General features: G+C 63.2%; 14 protein-coding genes. 5 read left to right on the top strand and 9 right to left on the bottom strand.

Features of this window, described 5'->3' with window-relative positions:
* The first annotated feature begins 65 nt into the window (after positions 1–65).
* From UB31_RS23385 to UB31_RS23405, 5 genes are all read left to right on the top strand, one after another.
* On the top strand, positions 66–2,330 hold the full coding sequence (locus UB31_RS23385; RefSeq protein WP_045012601.1) for a marine proteobacterial sortase target protein: 2,265 nt from the start codon (positions 66–68) through the stop codon (positions 2,328–2,330).
* Positions 2,331–2,506: 176 nt separating this feature from the next.
* A complete protein-coding gene (locus tag UB31_RS23390) occupies positions 2,507–3,076 on the top strand; it encodes a class GN sortase (protein WP_045012602.1) in 570 nt (189 codons plus the stop codon).
* 171 nt (positions 3,077–3,247) lie between these two features.
* A complete protein-coding gene (locus UB31_RS23395) occupies positions 3,248–4,228 on the top strand; it encodes a glycosyltransferase family 2 protein (protein ID WP_045012570.1) in 981 nt (326 codons plus the stop codon).
* Between the two features lie 161 nt (positions 4,229–4,389).
* Positions 4,390–6,609, top strand: coding sequence for an acetate--CoA ligase family protein (locus tag UB31_RS23400; protein WP_045012571.1), 2,220 nt, complete (start codon positions 4,390–4,392; stop codon positions 6,607–6,609).
* A gap of 90 nt (positions 6,610–6,699) precedes the next feature.
* Positions 6,700–7,530 carry an MlaD family protein gene (locus UB31_RS23405; protein ID WP_045012572.1) on the top strand — a complete coding sequence of 277 codons (831 nt, stop codon included), beginning with the start codon at positions 6,700–6,702 and terminating at the stop codon, positions 7,528–7,530.
* Between the two features lie 3 nt (positions 7,531–7,533).
* Here UB31_RS23405 and UB31_RS23410 read toward each other — a convergent pair whose 3' ends face one another.
* The 9 genes from UB31_RS23410 to urtA form a co-directional block, all read right to left on the bottom strand.
* Complete coding sequence (locus tag UB31_RS23410) at positions 7,534–10,617, bottom strand: autotransporter outer membrane beta-barrel domain-containing protein (protein ID WP_245306047.1); 3,084 nt, start codon at positions 10,615–10,617, stop codon at positions 7,534–7,536.
* Positions 10,618–10,882: 265 nt separating this feature from the next.
* A complete protein-coding gene (locus tag UB31_RS23415) occupies positions 10,883–11,923 on the bottom strand; it encodes an aliphatic amidase (RefSeq protein ID WP_045005901.1) in 1,041 nt (346 codons plus the stop codon).
* Positions 11,924–11,967: 44 nt separating this feature from the next.
* A complete protein-coding gene (locus UB31_RS23420) occupies positions 11,968–12,345 on the bottom strand; it encodes an FmdB family zinc ribbon protein (protein WP_045012574.1) in 378 nt (125 codons plus the stop codon).
* Between the two features lie 92 nt (positions 12,346–12,437).
* Positions 12,438–13,667: a formamidase gene (gene fmdA, locus UB31_RS23425; protein WP_045012575.1), complete on the bottom strand. Its 1,230-nt coding sequence runs from the start codon at positions 13,665–13,667 to the stop codon at positions 12,438–12,440.
* Between the two features lie 27 nt (positions 13,668–13,694).
* A complete protein-coding gene (gene urtE / locus UB31_RS23430) occupies positions 13,695–14,384 on the bottom strand; it encodes an urea ABC transporter ATP-binding subunit UrtE (protein WP_045005904.1) in 690 nt (229 codons plus the stop codon).
* Positions 14,385–14,394: 10 nt separating this feature from the next.
* Complete coding sequence (urtD, locus tag UB31_RS23435) at positions 14,395–15,150, bottom strand: urea ABC transporter ATP-binding protein UrtD (RefSeq protein ID WP_045005905.1); 756 nt, start codon at positions 15,148–15,150, stop codon at positions 14,395–14,397.
* Between the two features lie 10 nt (positions 15,151–15,160).
* Positions 15,161–16,303 (bottom strand): urea ABC transporter permease subunit UrtC, encoded by a 1,143-nt coding sequence (urtC, locus tag UB31_RS23440; protein ID WP_045012576.1) that lies wholly within the window; start codon positions 16,301–16,303, stop codon positions 15,161–15,163.
* 19 nt (positions 16,304–16,322) lie between these two features.
* Positions 16,323–17,249 carry an urea ABC transporter permease subunit UrtB gene (gene urtB, locus UB31_RS23445; RefSeq protein ID WP_045005907.1) on the bottom strand — a complete coding sequence of 309 codons (927 nt, stop codon included), beginning with the start codon at positions 17,247–17,249 and terminating at the stop codon, positions 16,323–16,325.
* A gap of 148 nt (positions 17,250–17,397) precedes the next feature.
* Positions 17,398–18,657 carry an urea ABC transporter substrate-binding protein gene (gene urtA / locus UB31_RS23450; RefSeq protein ID WP_045012577.1) on the bottom strand — a complete coding sequence of 420 codons (1,260 nt, stop codon included), beginning with the start codon at positions 18,655–18,657 and terminating at the stop codon, positions 17,398–17,400.
* Positions 18,658–18,725: the final 68 nt, after the last annotated feature.

Genomic DNA, 18,725 nt, shown 5'->3' on the forward strand with positions numbered 1-18,725 from the left:
CTCGCGACATCAGCCCCTCCCGGCCGATGCTCGGTGTCGTCAAACACCCCTCGGGAGCAGGCCAAATGGATACCTACGACGCGGACGACAGCAACGAGCATCCCCTGCTGGGCAGGTTGATCAAGCTCGGATTGTTTCTTCTGGTCCAGGGCGTGGCCGTGCTGCTGGTCGGCTTCGTAGCCCTGCTGGTGAGCTTTGAGCCCAGCTGGTCGGCGACGACGGAGCAGGCAAGCCTGCTCCAGCCTGGCGACGCCCGCTCCGGCACCCTCCTCCTGAAGGAAGATGGCGCCTACACGGAAGCCGTCCGCCTCGGCATCGATGTCGACATCACGGTGTCCGGCCCGACGCTGCGCGCCCGCGTCACGCAGGTGTTCCGCAACCCGACCAAGGACTGGGTCGAGGCGACCTATGTCTATCCGCTCGCCAACGACGGCGCGGTCGATACGCTGAAGATGGTGGTCGGCGACCGCGTCATTGTCGGCGAGATCAAGGAGCGTCAGCAGGCACGCGTGATCTACGAGCAGGCGCGCCGCGCCGGACAGACAGCTGCGCTCACCGAACAGGAGCGGCCCAACATCTTCACCAACTCGGTCGCCAATATCGGTCCCGGCGAGACCGTGCTGGTGCAGATCGAATACCAGGAGCCGGTGCATCAATCCGGCAACGAATATGCGCTGCGCGTGCCGCTCGTGGTCGCCCCGCGTTACAATCCGGCGCCGATCGTGCAGAGCGTCGACTTCCGCCGGGACGGTTCCGGCTGGGGCGCGACCACATCGGACCCGGTGCCGGACCGCGACCGCATCGCCTCGCCTATGCTCGACCCTGCCAAGAACCCGCCGGTCAATCCGACCAGCATCACTGTGCGTCTGAAGGCCGGTTTTGCGCTCGGCGAGGTGAAGAGCCACCACCACAACGTCAAGGTCGAGAGCCCTGACAGCACGACGCGTGTCGTCACACTTTCCGACGGCACTGTCCCCGCCGATCGCGATTTCGAGCTGACCTGGAAGCCGGCCGCAGAGAAGGCGCCGTCGGTCGGCCTGTTCCGCGAACATGTCGGCGATGCCGACTACCTCCTCGCCTTCGTCACGCCGCCCACGGCTGAGCAGACGGTGCAGAAGCCGCTGCCGCGCGAAGTGGTGTTCGTGATCGACAATTCCGGTTCGATGGGTGGCACCTCGATCGAGCAGGCCAAGGCGAGCCTGCTTTATGCGCTGGGCCGCCTTCAGCCGAACGACCGCTTCAATGTCATCCGTTTCGACGACACCATGGACGTGCTGTTTCCGGCCTCGGTGCCGGCCGACGCGGCGCATGTCGGCGAGGCGACCTCGTTCGTGAGTGCGTTGCAGGCGCGCGGCGGCACCGAGATGGTGCCGGCAATGCGTGCGGCGCTGACCGACAAGCTTGGCGAGACCAGCATGGTCCGCCAAATCGTGTTCCTGACCGACGGCGCGATCGGCAACGAGCAGCAATTGTTCGAGACGATCACGGCGATGCGCGGCCGCTCGCGCATCTTCATGATCGGCATCGGGTCCGCGCCCAACACCTATCTGATGACGCGCGCCGCTGAACTCGGCCGCGGCGCCTTCACCCATATCGGCTCCGTCGAGCAGGTCGAGGAGCGCATGCGCGGCCTGTTCGCCAAGCTGGAGAACCCCGCCGTCACCGGCCTCACCGTCAAATTCTCCGAGGCCAAAGCCGACGTCACGCCGGCGATCATTCCCGACGTCTATCGCGACGAGCCGCTGGTGCTGGCGGCGAAGGTCGACAAGCTCGCAGGCTCGCTCGAAATCAAGGGACGCGTCGGCGACCGCCCGTGGTCGGTGACGCTGCCGCTGCAAAATGCCGCCGAAGGCAAGGGCCTGTCAAAGCTCTGGGCCAAGCGCAAGATCGGCGATGCGGAAGTGGCGCGCACCATGCGTGAGATGACGCCGGAAGATACCGACAAGGCGATCCTGGCGCTGGCGCTCGACCATCAGATCGTCACGCGGCTGACCAGCCTCGTTGCAGTCGACAAGACGCCGAGCCGTCCCGCGGGCGAGCCGCTTAAGCTCAGCGAGCTGCCGATCAACCTGCCGGCTGGCTGGGACTTCGCGAAAGTCTTTGGCGAACAACCGCAGCAGGCGCCGACGCAGTTGCGCGAACGCCGCGCCGATGCGGGCGGCCAGCCCGCGGCAAGGCGGCCGGCCCCTGTCGCGCCCGACGCGATCCGCCTGCCCAAGACCGCAACCTCGGCCGAGCTCAAGATGATCGCAGGCCTGATCCTGATCGTGCTCGCCCTGATCCTGTTCGTGTTCAACCGGCGTCGGCCCTTGCTCACTGACGCCGCTTGAGAGAGGAGCCCCCGAACTCCTCTTGCTTAGCGCGCGCGGCTGCCCGTCCCCATCCAAACAGCCGCGCGCGCCTTTTTTTACTGTCATTGCGAGGCGCGAAGCGACGAAGCAATCCAGACTGCCGCCGCGGAGACAGTCTGGATTGCTTCGCTTCGCTCGCAATGACGGGAGACATCATGCCCCGCCTCATCTCTCCTCTCGTTCTGGCGCTCGTCGGCCTCATCCTGTTCGGCGACGGCGCCTATATTCACGCCAAGGCGTGGCTTGCGCAGGTGCTGCTGCAGCGCGCGTTCGACAGGAGCGTGGCGACCGGCGAGGCCGTCAAGCCATGGTCATGGGCCGATACCTGGCCGGTCGCACGGATCGAGGTGAAGCGGATCGGCGCCAGCGCCATCGTGCTCGCTGGCACGAGCGGCCAGGCGCTTGCCTTCGGCCCCGGTCATATCGACCAAACGGTTGATGCGGGCGAGCGCGGTATTGCGGTATATGCCGCGCATCGCGACACGCATTTCCGCTTCCTGCGGAACGTTGCCATAGGGGACGTGATCGAGGTCACGCGCAGCGATGGCAAGCACTTTCGCTATCGCGCGGACGCCTCCAGCGTGGTTCGCTTCGACGCGTCGGGCATCGATGTTGCAACGCAGGATTTTGAACTCGTGTTAACAACCTGCTGGCCATTCGACGCCGTCACGCCGGGTCCCGAGCGCTATATCCTTCATGCCACGCTGATTGGAACCGATGGATGACGGTTCACAATCAGCCCGCACGGGTGGACCGCACCCTCCCGAACAGCCCATGGCGTGCCGGACAGGCGTGTTTGATGGAGCCGCTGAACTGGCGCCCCCGACCGTAGACTTAATAAGAACGGCCCGTTGGTTTCCTCTTATATTTTATAGTGAGCACGAAGAAAGTATTTAATGAACGAAGAGTTCAAGCAGCGTCTCGAGCAGCTCGAAAACCGCGTCGCGCTACTGGAAAGGAACCTGGATCTCATCGCAGCCGGGCAGCGACGCAGCTCACTTCGCAGCCTCTGGCGGCGTCCGCCGATGTGGACATTCGAGCAATATCCGCCGCGACTTCTCAATCTGAACGCGTTCAAGCCCGTGCCCGCGATTCCCGCCAACGCGCCGCGGATCGCGATGGTAACGCCGAGCTATAACCACGCGCAATTTCTCGGCGCCACGATCGACAGCATCGTGAGTCAGGCTTACCCTAACCTCTACTATCACGTGCAGGACGGCGCCTCGATCGACGGCACGCTCGAGCTCCTGAAGAGCCGCGGCGACAGCATCGGCTGGAAGAGCGAGCCGGATACGGGTCAATCCAACGCGATCAATCTCGGCTTCGCTGGCGTCGAGTGCGAGATCATGGCCTATCTCAACAGCGACGACATGCTGCTGCCCGGGACGCTCGCCTATGTCGCCGACTACTTCACGGAGCATCCGGACGTCGATATCGTCTACGGCCATCGCGTCTTCGTCGATCGCGAGGGCCTTGAGGTCGGCCGTGCCGTGCTGCCGCGCCATGACGGCAAGGCGCTGCAATTTGCCGACTACATTCCGCAGGAGACGATGTTCTGGCGCAAGCGCGTGTGGGACAGGATCGGACCGATCGACGAAAACTTCCACTACGCAATGGACTGGGACTTCATCATGCGGGCGCAGGCCGCCGGATTCAAGTTCGTGCGCCTGCCGCGGTTTCTTGCCTGCTTCCGCATCCATGACGCACAAAAGACCGCGGCAACTTATTCGGTCGGTGTCAGGGAAATGGGCATCTTGCGCCGACGCGTCCTCGGCTTCGAACCGACGCAGATGCAGATCCGCCGCGCCATCGCCCCTTATCTCGCGCAGCAACTGGCCTATCACTACGGTTACAAGTGGGGCGTGTTGCGATACTGAGGCGACGATTCGAGCCGACGATTGAATGCATCGATTGCGATCCACCTACATCGCTGCGCATTCCGCCATGCGGCATGCAGCCCTGCTGGTTGCCACCCCACGCAACTCGCCATACAACCACGTGACGCACCACCAAGAAGAACAACAGGTGAGGTCACACCATGGAAGCCCAGATCTCTGCCGCGTCGGTTTCTCCGCGCCCATGGTCTCCGCCGCCCGATGCCAGCGACATCGTCAAGGGCATCCACGCCATGTTGCATCCGCACAACATCGTGCTGGTGGGCGCGACCGACAAACCCGGCAACTACGCCGAGCGCATCTGGAACAATCTGGTCAAATACGGTTTCGAGGGTGGGCTCTACCCAGTCAACGCCAAGCGCGAGACCATCTGGGGCGTGCCCTGCTTCAAGGATTTTGCCAGCCTCCCCGAGAAGCCCGACCACGTTCTGGTGCTGGTGCCAGCGCGCTTCGCCGTGCAGGTGATCCGCGACGCGGCTGCAGCCGGCGCGCGTTCGGCCACCATCGTCACCTCGGGCTTCAGCGAGTTGCAGGATGAGGCGAGCCAGAAGCTCGCCGCCGAATTGCAAGCGGCCATACGCGAGACGGGGCTGGCCGTCACCGGCCCGAATTGCCTCGGCAATCTGAGCGCCGGCGAAAAGCTCTTCACCAATATCGATGACCGCATCGTCACCATGGAACAAGGCGCGGTGGCGATCGCCGGGCAATCCGGCGCCATCGTCATGGCGATCCGGCAGGCGCTGGAGGATCGCGGCGTCGGGGTCGGCTACATGGTGACGACCGGCAACGAGGCCGGGCTCGAGACGCCGGACCTGATGCGCTATTTCGCCGAGGATCCGAGCATCAAGGTGATCGTGGTCTATCTTGAAGGTGTGCGCAACACCAAGGCGTTTCGTGACGCCTGCAAGGCCGCGCGTACCGCCAGCAAGCCGGTGATCGCGCTGAAGCTCGGATCGTCCGAGGGCGGCCGCGCCGCCGCGATGGCGCACACCGGCGCGCTCGCCGGCTCGATCGAGACGTTCGATGCGATCGCGACGCGCGAGGGCGTGATCCGCGTACGCGGGCTCGACGAGCTGATCGAAACCACCGAATGCTTCGTCCACGCCGCGGTGCCCAAAGGCGACCGGCTCGCCGCGGTCACGTTGTCCGGCGGCAAGCGCGGCATGCTGATCGATGCTTTCTACGCCGCAGGTCTCAACTTCGCGCCGCTGAGCGGGCATGTCAGCTCCGAGCTTGCAAAAATGCTCGGGCCGGGCTCGATTGTCGGGAATCCGCTCGACGCCGGCTTTGCCGCGGTGGTCGATCCCTCCGTCTACATGAGGTCGATCAAGCTGATGATCGACGATCCCGACATCGACATCGTCATCGTCGATGCAGAGCTGCCGAAGGCACCGCATGAGCTGCGGGAGCGCAATTTGCGTATCGTCGACGAGATGGCGAGCCGGGCCTCGAAGCCCGTGATCTATATCAGCGCGATGTCGATCGGCTTCACCGAGTTCACCAAGGGCTTGCGCAAATCGCTGCCGCATCTCGCGGTGATGCAGGGCATGGACCGTGCGGTGACCGCGATCAAATCACTGCTCGACTATGCTAAGCTGCGCAAGGAAGTACCTGATATCGTCTCGAACTCGAAGCCAGCCGCGCGCGCGATGCTGGAGAAAGCGCTGACATCGGCAAGCGGCGCCGCCCTCGACGAGGTCGCCTCGAAGAAGCTCTTGAAGGCCTATGGCATCCCGGTCTCGAAGGAGGGAATCGCGCAGACGGCTGCGGACGCTGTGAAGATCGCCAAGCAGATCGGCTTTCCGGTCGTGGCCAAGCTCGTCAGCGCCGAGATTTTGCACAAGTCCGATATCGGCGGCGTGGTGCTGAACCTCAACAGCGCAGCCAAGGTGAAGAAGGCGTTTGCCGACATCACCGCGCGGGTAAACAAGCTGAAGGGCAAGCCGAAGCTCGACGGCATCCTGATCGCGCAGCAGGTCAAGGCCGACCTCGAACTCGTGGTCGGCGCCTCCCTTGATGCCGAGATGGGGCCGGTCGTGCTGTTCGGCACCGGCGGCATCGACATCGAGCTGATGAAAGACGTGGCGCTCGCCGGCGCGCCGCTGGACGAAGCCGAGGCGCGGCTCCTGATCGGCCGCACCAAGGCCGGCATCAAGATGCGCGGCTATCGCGGCAAGCCGGCGCTGCACGAGGCCTCCGCGGTGAAGGCGCTGGTCGGCCTGTCCAATTTGATCGCGGACGCCGGCGACCGGATCGCCTCGATCGACATCAATCCGTTCCTGATCAACGCCCGGACCGGCGTTGCGGTCGATGCGCTTATCGTGCTGAACAATGCCGCGGCAAAGCGCGCCGCCGGGCATTGATGTCGCATGGGGCCGATTAACCCTGCTTACCATCACGGCCGAAGCATCATCCTTCCAAACTCCCCGCTTTGGCCGTAGAATCGCCCCGGCATGGCACGCGCGAGCAATCTGGTGATCGGGACGGCGACGCTGGCGGTGATCGCTGTGGCGTTCGGCGGCCTGCTCGGCGTGCAGAAATGGCGCAGCATCCAGAGCCGCAGCCAGTTGCGCGTGGTGTTCGAAGGCGGTTCCGCGAGCGGCCTGCGCCGCGGCGGCCCGGTCAATTTCGACGGCGTGCCCGCCGGCCAGATCCTGTCGATCAAGCTGGACAATCCGCGCAAGGTGGTGGCGCTGGTGCTGCTCGACAATGCCGCGCCGATCCGCAAGGACACCGTGGCCGGCATCGAGTTCCAGGGCCTCACCGGCGTCGCTGCGGTCTCGCTGATCGGCGGCGCGCCCTCCGCGCCGCCGGTGCCGCTGGACTCGGACGGCATCCCCGTGCTGACCGCCGATCTGAGCGATGCCGAAACGATCGTCGACACCTTGCACAGTGTCGATCGCACGATCGTCAACAACGCTCCCGCGATCAAGGAAGGCCTGCGCACGTTCGAGGACTACACCGCCGATCTCAGGAGCAAGGGCGCTGAGATCGATTCCGTGATGGCCAAGGTCGACAGTGCCTTCGCAGGCTTCGACAAGGCGGTCACGAAGATCGAGGGCGTGGTGCCCGGCTTCGTCGACGGCAAGGCCGACGAGCTGTTCGAAAAGATAAGGGGGCTGCACGAGCTCGCCGACACCATGAAGAAGAAATCGGCGACCTACCTCGAGGACGGCCGCAAGACTCTGCTCGACCTCAGCGAAGCCGCCAACAAGATGAGTGGGACGCCCGCGCCGGCCTTAGCCCCGCGCCCGCCGCGCAAACCTGCGCAGCCGAAGCGGTAGGGCCTACCACGCGTAGCGCACGACGCCCTTGCCGGCGTAGGAGCGGGTGACATTCGAGAACTCGCCCTCGAAGGTCAGCGCCGTGGACCAGCCGCTCATCCAGTTCATTTGCACCGACGCCGTGGTCAGCGCGGAATCGCGCGCCTGCGCGGCGCCGTTCACGACGAAGGCCGATCCCGGCAGCGTCTGGAACACCGCGCCGACGCTGCGGTCCGGATTGAAATCATGCGCCCAGGCGACACGGCCGCGCAGCGTCACCACGCCGCCGGCAGCCGCAAACGCCTTGTCCGCGCGCAGGCCGAGCTCGGTGCGGGTGTCGGTGACGCTCTTGGCTGCGTAATTGAGCGCGAAATTGTTGTTGCCGACCACGGCGAACTCCGAATAGCCGGGAAGGCTGAACATGGTGGCCTGGAGCGCGGCATAGGGCGTGAGGCCAATCCACTGCGTTGCCTGGCGATAGCCGCCCTCGATGCGGCCCGAGACGGCGTTGGCATTGAACTGTGCGCGCAGCTGATCGACGCCGGCCGCTGTGACGATGCGATTGGTGGTGACGTCCTGCCAGCCATAGGCCAGCGCCGCCGTGACATAGGCAGGTCCTGCGTTGTGACGCACGAAGGCGCCGGCCTGGAATAAATCCGAGCGGCCCCAGCCGAGCCCGTTGACGTTGAAGCCGGTGCCGCCGCCGGCGAGCGCGAAGCCCGCGATCGTCGATGGCGAGAAGCGATAATCCAGACCGACCGCGGTGCCGTATATGCTGCTGGTGGTGTTGTTCGAGCCAAGCGCCGCATTGCCGTCGGTGGTCTGCGCGCCGCCATAGCCGGCAGCCCAGACGTCCCAGCGCTGCTCGAATGTCGGCGTCGGTGCCTTGCGGTAGATCGAAGCAAAGGCATCGCTGGGGCGCTTGCCGGCCGCGACATAGGCATTCGCGTTCGTCTCGTCGGCATAGGGCGTCGCGCCCGGTGTGCCGCTGCGCCCCGCGCTGAAGACGTCGGTCAACAAGCCGATAAATTGGTTCATCGCATTGAACGTCGTCTGCTGCGAGCCCGTCCCTGACTCGCCGGAGGCTTGCGTCAGTCCCGTCGGCGAGAGGTTGGCCAGCGCGACGGGGAGGCTGCCGGTGCTGTCGAAGTAGTGTGTCAGGACATTGGCGACGTTTTGCTGGTTGATGTTGAGGCCGCCGCCATAGCCGAGCGCGAGATCCAGGAAGACGTTGTTGGGATCGTAGCTCAGCGTCGCATGCAGGTTCGACGACAGACCCGTGACGACCGGATTGAACGTGTCGGGCCGCGTGCCCGCGTTCAGGATCGTGTAGTGCTTCGCGATCGAACCGGTCGGCACGACCACGACGGTGGCGCCGCCGAGCGTCGCCGTTCCCGTGACGACCGCGAGACCGTTGCTGGTGCCGGACACCTGCACCATGTAGCGCGACGCCGACGTGAACGAGAGATCGCCGGACACGTTGAGCGTTCCAGTGGGATTGCCCGGTGCCAGCGTGCCGCCATTGACGGTGATGGAGCTTCCGACCGTGCCGACGCCGCCGAACGTGCCGCCGGCCGCAACACTCACATTGCCGTTGATGGTGCCGGCCAGCAGGAGCGTGCCGCCCAGCACGTTCCAGTCCTGATTGCCGGTGCCCGTCACGGTCCAGGTCGAGCTGTCGATCTTGTTGAAGGTCGAGAAGCCGTCGTACTGGAGGCCGGTGCCGATCAGGTCGAGATTGAACGTATCCTTGCCGGTGCCGCCAAGCTGGAAAGTGTCGGTGCCGGAGGCGAGCACTTGGCCCTTGATGACGCTGCCGGGGCCGAGGGTGAGGGTGTTCGGACCGCAGCTACAGAAATCGATCGCGACGGCACCAGGCGCGCCGGCGTTGATCGTTCCCGAATTGAAGATGCTGGCACCACCGCTCACGCTGATGCCCGTGCCGCCGTCGCCAACGGTGATGGTGCCGGTATTGACGATCTGGTTGGTCGTGCTCAGCGTAGTCACGTCGATGCCGATGCCGGAAGCGCCGACGGTGATCGTGCCGTTGTTGGTGACGGTGTTGGAATCACCGACCACTGCGATGCCTTCGGCAAAATCTGTTCCGGTGATACGCCCGCTGTTGGTGATCGTGGATGACGACAGGCCGGAATAGTCGATGCCCGTACCGCCCAGGCCGACATTGATCGTCCCGCTCTGGCTGATGACGGCCCGATCACCCTGCACCGAAATGCCTGCCGATCCACTGTCGCCCGTCGTGATCGAACCGCCATTGGTGACCTTGGCGTCGTCGCCTATCACGGCAATGCCGGCACCGAAATCGCCGGCCGTAATAACGCCGAAATTGCTGCCGGTTTGAAAGTTGCCCTGCATGAAGATGCCGGCAGCATTCTGCCCGACCGAGATCGTGCCAGTGGCCTTGTTGGTGACCGTGTTGTTGTCATTGATCGCAAGAATGCCGCCGGAGAAGCCGGGGGAATCGCCGACGGTGATCGCGCCGGCATTGGTCACGGTCGCGCCGCCGAACACGAGGATGCCAATCGCACCGTTAGTCCCCGTGATCGTGCCCGTCGCGGCATTGGTGATCGTGTTGTTCTGGCCGGCGAAGACGCCCGCGCCACCGGCTCCGACGGACAATGCACCGCCGTTGGTGACGGTGTTGTTGTCGCCGATCGAGATGGCGGCGCCACCATCGCCGGTCGTGATCGTCCCGGCATTGACAATGATGTTGTGATCGAGCGCGGAGATGCCGAGGCCGTTGTCCAGCACCGTGATGGTGTTGTTGTTGGTCACGGTGTTCGAGCTGCCGACACTCATGCCGGTCAGGCCGGAGCCTGCCGACAGCGTTCCGTTGTTGGTGACGGTGTTGGAGTCGTTGACGCCGATCGATACTGCTCCGTTGTCGTTCACGGTCGCGCCGGAGAGCACGTTGACGGTGAGACTGTTGACACCAGCGCCGGCCTGAAAGCCGTCGACGTCGGTGCCGCTACAGGTGACGGTCTGGCCGCTCGAGGCCGGATCGGGCGCGCATTGCGCGGTGGCCGGCGTGGTCGAAATGCCGAGGCCAAATACAAGCGTCAGGATTGCCGACGCGCCAGCGAATGACACGGAGCCATACCGGCGCAGTCCGCCCTGCGGCCTCCATCGCCCCACGCCCCTCACGTCACACTCCCCCCAGCCCCAGCTGTTCCGCCGGAACTTAGGCCATGAGGAGGTTCCGTAGAACTACGGCACCGCCCAAATGCGTCCGTTTGGCGCACAACCGAGGCAGAATCCGACACTCATGTTGCAACCGAGACACGGTTTTGCCGGCGAACTTACCATTCCGCGCAAGATGCGGTTGCCACCCGACCCGGATATCGGCCGTTATGACCTAGTAGTTGCTGGGCGCCGCCTCGTTCGGGATGCCGTCGATCGGACATTCGGCGGTGCCCGGCGTCGAGCGGGTCATCGCCTCGACCATGTCGCGCGTGCCTTCGGGATCGGCAATCCAGTTCTTGTAGAAATCATAGGGGCAAGCCGCGACGCCGCGCGGGCTTTCGCCGGAATTGATCATGCCGGTGTAGCCGCGATGGACCAGCTTGTAGAGATGGTTCTGCGACTGGCCATTGCGGCGCGCATCGCGGATCAAATGTTTCGACAGCTGGGCATATTGGATGCCGTAATCCTCCTCGCCACACTCGCCGAGCGTACGGCCGTCGAAGCCGATGATCGCGGAGTGACCGAAATAGGAATAGACGCCATCGAAGCCGGCGGCGTTGGCGACGGCGACATAGACGTTGTTGGCCCATGCCATCGCCTTGGAAATCATGATCTGCTGTTCCTTGGCCGGATACATGTAGCCTTGGCAGCGCACGATCAGCTCGGCGCCCTTCATGGCGCAGTCGCGCCAGATCTCCGGAAAATTGCCGTCGTCGCAGATGATCAGGCTGACCTTCATCCCTTTCGGGCCGTCGGAGACATAGGTGCAATTGCCTGGATACCAGCCCTCGATCGGCACCCACGGCATGATCTTGCGGTACTTCTGCACGATCTCACCCTTGTCATTCATCAGGATCAGGGTGTTGTAGGGCGCCTTGTGCGGATGCTCCTCATGGCGCTCGCCGGTCAGCGAGAACACGCCCCACACTTTCGCCTTGCGGCAGGCCTCGGCGAAGATCGCGGTCTCTTCACCGGGCACCGCCGAGGCGGTCTCATACATCTCCTTGGAGTCGTACATGATGCCCTGGGTGGAGTATTCCGGAAAGATCACCAGATCCATGCCGGGCAGGCCGGCCTTCATGCCCACCAGCATGTCGGCGATCTTGCGGGCGTTGTCGAGCACCTCGGCCTTGGTGTGCAGGCGGGGCATCTTGTAATTGACCACTGCGACGCCGACGGTGTCGTTGCTGCTGGAAATATCGCCGTGAAGCATTGGGTCCGCTCCTGTCTTTTATTCGTTTGAGGTTATCGCGTGCGTTAGTGGCTGATCATCCAGGGGCGCGCGGTGGGAAAGCCCTTGGCGCCGCTCTTGCTCTTGGTCATCAGCCGTGCCGGCTTTTTCTTGTCCGTCGAGCTCTTATCCTTGACCGTCTTGCCCGACGAGCAGCAGCCACAGCCGGGGCCGTGCGAGGCCTTGTATTGCGCGAGCGTCTGCGGCGCGTGTGAACTGCGCTCGTTGACGGCGTGCGCCTTGCGCGTCTCGGATGGCATACAGAAGAAGTTTGGCGCGGTCAGGATGACGCGCGGCGCCATCGTCTCGCAATGCGGGCAGCTTTGCGGATCGTCGCATTCCGCCATCGGGCGAAGATCCTTGAAGGGACCGCAGTCGTCACAGAGATATTCATAGACCGGCATCGCATCATCCCTACGCTATGGCCTGTTCAACACATCTGGCGAGGGATGCGGGGCGGCAGATATGCGCCGTCCCGCATCTCCTCGCGCAGGGATCATTTGTCCGGCGAGATCGGCATCTGGATATCGCCAGTGATGTGCTTGATGGGACCCGCCGACGACGGCATCACGTCGAAGTCGAAGATTTCCGTTGGCAACCATAGCGTGGCGCAGGCGTTCGGCACGTCGACCACGCCGGAGATGTGGCCCTGAACCGGTGCGGTGCCAAGGATCGAATAGGCCTGGGCGCCGGAGTAGCCGAACTTTTTCAGATATTCGATCGCATTCAGGCAGGCCTGGCGATAGGCGATGGTGACGTCGAGATAGTGCTGCTTGCCTTGCTCGTCGACCGAGATGCCTTCGAAGATCAGATAGTCCTTGTAGTTCGGCGTGATCGGCGACGGCTTGAAGATCGGATTCTTGATGCCGTACTTCGCCATGCCGTCCTTGATCACCTCAACCTTCAGGTGCAGCCAGCCGGCCATTTCGATGGCACCGCAGAAGGTGATCTCGCCGTCGCCCTGGCTGAAATGCAGATCGCCCATCGAGAGACCGGCGCCTGGCACATAGACCGGAAAGTAGATCTTCGAACCGCGCGAGAGATCCTTGATGTCGCAATTGCCGCCATGCTCGCGCGGCGGCACGGTGCGCGCGCCTTCGGCGCCGATCTTGTCCTTGACGTCGCCCTTGGCGCGGCCGCCATGGGAGGTCGGCGCGAATGGCGGGTTGGCGAGGCCGGGCACGCGGGTCGGATTGGTCGCGATCAGCTCGGCCTCGCGCTTGTTCCAGGTGTCCAACATCTTCGGATCAGGCAGACAGCCGATCAGGCCGGGATGGATCAGGCCGGCGAAGTTAACGCCGGGAATGTGGCGCGACGAGGTGTAGAGACCCTTGATGTCCCAGATCGACTTCTGCGCCAGCGGGAAATGGTCGGTGAGGAAACCGCCGCCGTTCTGCTTGGAGAAGAAGCCGTTGAAGCCCCAAAGGCTCTCCTTCAGCGGGCCGACGTCGAGCAAGTCAACCACCAGCAGATCGCCGGGCTCGGCGCCCTTGACGCCGATCGGGCCGGACAGGAAGTGCACGATCGAAAGGTCGATGTCGCGCACGTCATCGGCGGAATCGTTGTTCTTGATGAAGCCGCCGGTCCAGTCATAGGTCTCGATGATGAAGTCGTCGCCGGGATTGACCCAGGCCACGATCGGAATGTCGGGGTGCCAGCGGTTGTGCACCATGTCATTGTCGTAAGCCGACTTGGTGAGATCGACCTTGATCAGTGTCTCTGGCATCGAGAAGCTCCCCTTTTACACGGTTGGTTAGACGGACAGATATTTCGAGACCTGCGCGGCATCGACGGCGTCGCGCGGATCGTCGCGCACGATCTCGCCGTTCTCGATGACGAGCACGCGGTCGGCGATATCGAGTGCGAAACTGAGGACCTGCTCGGATACGACGATCGACAGACCCCGCTCATCTCGGATGCGCTTCAGGGTGCGCGCCATGTCCTTGATGATGGACGGCTGGATGCCCTCGGTCGGCTCGTCCAGCAACAGCACTTTCGGCTTGGTCGCGAGCGCGCGCGCGATCGCGAGCTGCTGCTGCTGACCGCCGGAGAGATTGCCGCCGCGGCGGCCCTTCATCTCCAGCAGCACCGGAAACAATTCGTAGATGTCAGCCGGCACCTCGGTCCCACCGGAGACGACGAGACCGGTCTCGATGTTCTCCTTCACCGTCATGGTCGAGAAGATCATGCGGCCCTGCGGTACATAGGCGAGGCCCTTGGCGACGCGCTCGTAGCTCGGCAGGCTGCCGAGCTCGGCACCGTCCATGCTGACCGAGCCGCTCTTGGTCGGAAGGATACCCATCAGCGATTTCATCAGCGTGGTCTTGCCCATGCCGTTGCGGCCCATAATCGCAACGATCTCGTTGGCGGCGACCTTGACGTTGAGGCCGTGCAGCACCTCGCTCTGGCCGTAAGCGACGTGAAGATCGGAAATAGCCAGCATGCGAGGCTCCCTAGTGACCGAGGTACACTTCAATGACCTTGGGGTCGTTCTTCACCTTGTCCATGGTGCCCTCCGAGAGGATCTGGCCCTGGTGAAGCACGGTGACCTTGTGCGCGATGTCCTCGACGAACTTCATGTCGTGCTCGATCACCAGCACCGATCGGTTCTTGATGATGCGATTGAGCAGCTCGGCGGTCTTGGCGCGCTCGGAGACGCTCATGCCGGCGACGGGCTCGTCGAGCATCAGGAGATCAGGGTCCTGGATCAGCAGCATGCCGATCTCGAGCCACTGCTTCTGGCCGTGACTGAGCAGATCGGCGTTCACGTTCAGCCTATCCTTCAGGAAGATCATTTCGGCGACTTCATGCACCCGGTCGCGCACGGCAGCGTCGCGGGTGAAGGTCAGTGCGCCGAACACCGAGCGGCCGCGCGGATAAGAAATTTCAAGGTTCTCGAACACCGTGAGATCGTCGTAGATCGACGGGTTCTGGAACTTGCGGCCGACGCCGGTCTTGACGATCTCGTTTTCCTTCATCCGGGTCAGCTCCTTGCCGCGAAACTGGATCGAGCCGGATGTTGCTTTGGTCTTGCCGCAGATCAGGTCGAGCACGGTGGTCTTGCCGGCGCCGTTAGGGCCGATGATGACGCGGATCTCGTTCTCGTCCACGTAGAAGGAGAGATCGTTGACCGCCTTGAACCCGTCGAACGACACCGTCAGCGCTTCGACCGCGAGCAGGAATTCCTTAGGCTGGTGACCTACGAGCATGATGATCTCCTCACTCCGCCGGGGCGCCGTCGGCGACCGAGCTGTCGGTCCAGCCTTCAGGTTTTGGCTTGCGCGACGAGATCAGGCGATCGATGCGCGGCTGCACATAATCGCCCCAGATCCCGGCAAGGCCGTTCGGGAAGGCCAGGACCACGGCGATGAACAAGCCGCCCAATCCGAACAGCCACAATTCGGGAAATGTTTCCGACAGGCTGGTCTTGGCGAAATTGACCAGCAGCGTGCCGTAGACTGCGCCAAGGATCGACAGCCGGCCGCCGACCGCGGTGTAGATCACCATTTCGATCGACGGCACGATGCCGACGAAGGACGGCGACATGAAGCCGACATTGAGCGCGAACATGGCGCCGCCGATCGCGGCGAACACCGCAGCGACGCAGAAGGCGAAGATCTTGAAGTTCGCGACGCTATAGCCGGAGAAGCGGACCCGGTCTTCCTTCTCGCGCATCGCAACCAAGATGCGTCCGAGCTTGGAGTGCCGGACGAACTGCGCGATCATGATGCAGACGAACAGGCATCCGACCTCGAAGAAATACAGCACGATCTTGGCGTGATCGGGTCGGATATCCCACCCCTTCAGCGTCCGCAGATCGGTCATGCCGTTGATGCCGCCGGTGTAGCCCTGCTGTCCCACGATCAGGATGGTGAGGATGGCCGCGACCGCCTGGGTGATGATGGCGAAGTAGGTGCCGCCGACCCGGCGCTTGAACATCGCCGTGCCGATGATCAGGGCGAAGATGCCGGGCACCAGAATGATGGCGGCAATGGTGAAGGTGAGACTGTGAAAGGGCTTCCAGAACAGCGGCAACGAGGTGATCTGATTCCAGTCCATGAAGTCTGGAATGCCCGGCGTCGACTGGATCTTGGTGTTCTCGGGGCTGGAGGCTTCCAGCTTGAGAAACATCGCCATGCAGTAGCCGCCGAGCCCGAAGAACACCCCCTGGCCGAGGCTGAGAATGCCGCCATAGCCCCAGCAAACCACCAGCCCCAGCGCGACGAAGGCATAGGTGAGATATTTGGCGACCAGATTGAGCCTGAAGACGTCGAGCGTGAGCGGCAGCACCACCACCAGGAAGACCGCGAGCAACAGAATTCCGATCAACTCCGATCGATTGAAGAAGCGATTGTCGGTCATTGCATCAGCCTTCCGTTTCTCACTTGCGGACCTTGAGGGCGAACAGCCCTTGCGGCCGCAGCATCAGGATTCCGACAACGGCGAGCAGCGTCAGTACCTTGGCCATCGAGCCCGACATGAAGAACTCAAGGGTGGATTGCGTCTGTGAGATCGAGAAGGCCGAGGCGATGGTCCCGAGCAGGCTCGCGGCGCCGCCGAACACGACCACCAGGAAGGTATCGACGATGTAGAGCTGTCCGGACGTCGGCCCGGTCGAGCCGATCATCGTGAAGGCGCTGCCGGCGACACCGGCGATGCCGCAGCCGAGGCCATAGGTATAGCGATCGACTTTTTCGGTGTTGATGCCGACCGCGCCGGCCATGATGCGGTTCTGCACCACGGCGCGCACCTGGCGACCCCAGCGCGATTTGTACATCACATAGGCGACACCGACAGTGATCAAGACGGTGAGGCACATCACGAAGACGCCGTTGATCGGCACTTCAATGCTCTCGGACACGTGCAGCGAGCCGAGCATCCACTGCGGCAGGTCGACGCCGACCTCACGCGCGCCGAACACGGAGCGAAAGGCCTGCTGCAAAATCAGGCTGAGTCCCCAGGTGGCGAGCAGCGTATCGAGCGGGCGCTTGTAGAGATGCCGTATCAGCACCCATTCCACCAGCATCCCCAGCGCACCGGATGCGACAAAGGCCAGGATCATCGCGAGGAAGAAGTAGCCGCTGAACAGGCTCGGCAAATAGGTCTGGAAGAAATTCGAGGTCATCCAGGTGACGTAGGCGCCCAGGATCATGAACTCGCCATGGGCCATGTTGATGACGCCCATCTGGCCGAAGATGATGGCAAGGCCCAACGCCATCAGCACGTAGACCGAGAACAGGATCAGTCCTGCAAAACCCTGCATGACGAAGATGGAGCCAAGATCACCAAGCGAATAGTCGCCGAACATCGATGTCCTCCGTCGGGGATAAGGGTCCCGCGTCGCGAGCAGGTTCGCGACGCGGGGGTCTTGGGCGTGGACTTGCAATCCACGCCAGGGAGCGGTTGGCCTTGAGGGAAACGGCGACGGACGCCGCGTCTCTTACTGGTAGCCGGTCTTACTGGTAGCCCTTGGGGAACGGATCCGGCTCGACGAGATCGGCGGTCTCGTAGATCAGCTCGAACTGGCCATCGAGCTTGGCGCGTCCCACCCGGGTCTTCGACCAGAGGTGATGGTTTTCGTGGATGCGCACATAGCCTTCCGGAGCGCCCTTGAACTCGACACCTGGCGAAGCTGCCGCGATCTTGTCGACGTCGAAGGAGCCGGCCTTCTCCACCGTCAACTTCCACAGCCACGGGCCGAGATAGGCAGCCTGGGTGACGTCTCCGATCACGGTCTTTTCGCCCCACATCTTCTTGAACGCGGGCACGAAGGTCTTGTTGTTCGGGTTGTCGAGCGACTGGAAGTACTTCATGCAGGCATAGGCGCCCGCAATGTTCTCGCCGCCGATGCCGTCGATTTCGTCTTCGGTCACCGAGATCGTCAGCAGCGCCTGCTTGGAAAGGTCGATGCCGGCGGCCTTGAGTTGCTTGTAGAACGCCACGTTCGATCCGCCGACGACGTCGGTGAAGATCACGTCAGGCTTGGTCAGCTTGATCTTGTTGATGACCGAATTGAACTGGGTGTTACCGAGCGGATAATACTCCTCGCCGACGACCTTGCCCTTCAGCACGTTCTCGACGTGCTTGCGCGCGATCTTGTTCGAGGTGCGCGGCCAGATGTAGTCGGAGCCGACGAAGAAGAACGACTTCGCGCCCTTCTCCTTCGCGATCCAGTTCAGGCCGGCGAGAATCTGCTGGGTCGCCTCCTGGCCGGTGTAGATCACGTTCTTGGACTGCTCGAGGCCTTCGTAGAAGGTCGGGTAATAGAGCATGCCGTTGTACTGCTCGACGACCGGCAGCACGGCCTTGCGCGAGGCCGAGGTCCAGCAACCCATGATCGCGGCGACCTTGTCGTTGACCAGCAGCTTCTTGGCTTTCTCCGCGAAGGTCGGCCAGTCGCTGGCGCCGTCTTCCTGGATGAACTTGATCTTGCGTCCGAGCACGCCGCCCATGGCGTTGATCTGCTCGATGGCAAGCTTTTCGGCTTCGATCGAGCCGGTCTCGGAGATCGCCATGGTGCCGGTCGCCGAATGCAGGATGCCGACTGTCACCTCGGTGTCAGTGACCGCCAGACCCGTGGTATTGACCGCCGAGGTCGCCGGAGCCTGCGCAAAGGACGCCCGCGGCAGCATCGTAATGGCCGGCAAGGCCGCCATTCCCATCAATAGTTTGCGCCGGAGCGGCGACAATAGGCCCTTGGTTTCTTCGTCTGACATGAGCACCCCACTTTTGTTCGAGGACACGCGATTGGTCCGGTGAGGATGGCTCGAATTTGTGCACCGCA

The sequence above is a fragment of the Bradyrhizobium sp. LTSP849 genome (assembly GCF_000938255.1).
In the GTDB taxonomy this organism is placed as follows: Bacteria; Pseudomonadota; Alphaproteobacteria; order Rhizobiales; family Xanthobacteraceae; genus Bradyrhizobium.

Excerpts from the sequence above, each read along its gene's own strand:
- UB31_RS23385 (WP_045012601.1), top strand. The coding sequence starts at position 66 with ATGGATACCTACGACGCGGACGACAGCAACGAGCATCCCCTGCTGGGC.
- UB31_RS23390 (WP_045012602.1), top strand. The coding sequence starts at position 2,507 with ATGCCCCGCCTCATCTCTCCTCTCGTTCTGGCGCTCGTCGGCCTCATC.
- UB31_RS23395 (WP_045012570.1), top strand. The coding sequence starts at position 3,248 with ATGAACGAAGAGTTCAAGCAGCGTCTCGAGCAGCTCGAAAACCGCGTC.
- UB31_RS23400 (WP_045012571.1), top strand. The coding sequence starts at position 4,390 with ATGGAAGCCCAGATCTCTGCCGCGTCGGTTTCTCCGCGCCCATGGTCT.
- UB31_RS23405 (WP_045012572.1), top strand. The coding sequence starts at position 6,700 with ATGGCACGCGCGAGCAATCTGGTGATCGGGACGGCGACGCTGGCGGTG.
- UB31_RS23415 (WP_045005901.1), bottom strand. The coding sequence starts at position 11,923 with ATGCTTCACGGCGATATTTCCAGCAGCAACGACACCGTCGGCGTCGCA.
- UB31_RS23420 (WP_045012574.1), bottom strand. The coding sequence starts at position 12,345 with ATGCCGGTCTATGAATATCTCTGTGACGACTGCGGTCCCTTCAAGGAT.
- fmdA (WP_045012575.1), bottom strand. The coding sequence starts at position 13,667 with ATGCCAGAGACACTGATCAAGGTCGATCTCACCAAGTCGGCTTACGAC.
- urtE (WP_045005904.1), bottom strand. The coding sequence starts at position 14,384 with ATGCTGGCTATTTCCGATCTTCACGTCGCTTACGGCCAGAGCGAGGTG.
- urtD (WP_045005905.1), bottom strand. The coding sequence starts at position 15,150 with ATGCTCGTAGGTCACCAGCCTAAGGAATTCCTGCTCGCGGTCGAAGCG.
- urtC (WP_045012576.1), bottom strand. The coding sequence starts at position 16,303 with ATGACCGACAATCGCTTCTTCAATCGATCGGAGTTGATCGGAATTCTG.
- urtB (WP_045005907.1), bottom strand. The coding sequence starts at position 17,249 with ATGTTCGGCGACTATTCGCTTGGTGATCTTGGCTCCATCTTCGTCATG.
- urtA (WP_045012577.1), bottom strand. The coding sequence starts at position 18,657 with ATGTCAGACGAAGAAACCAAGGGCCTATTGTCGCCGCTCCGGCGCAAA.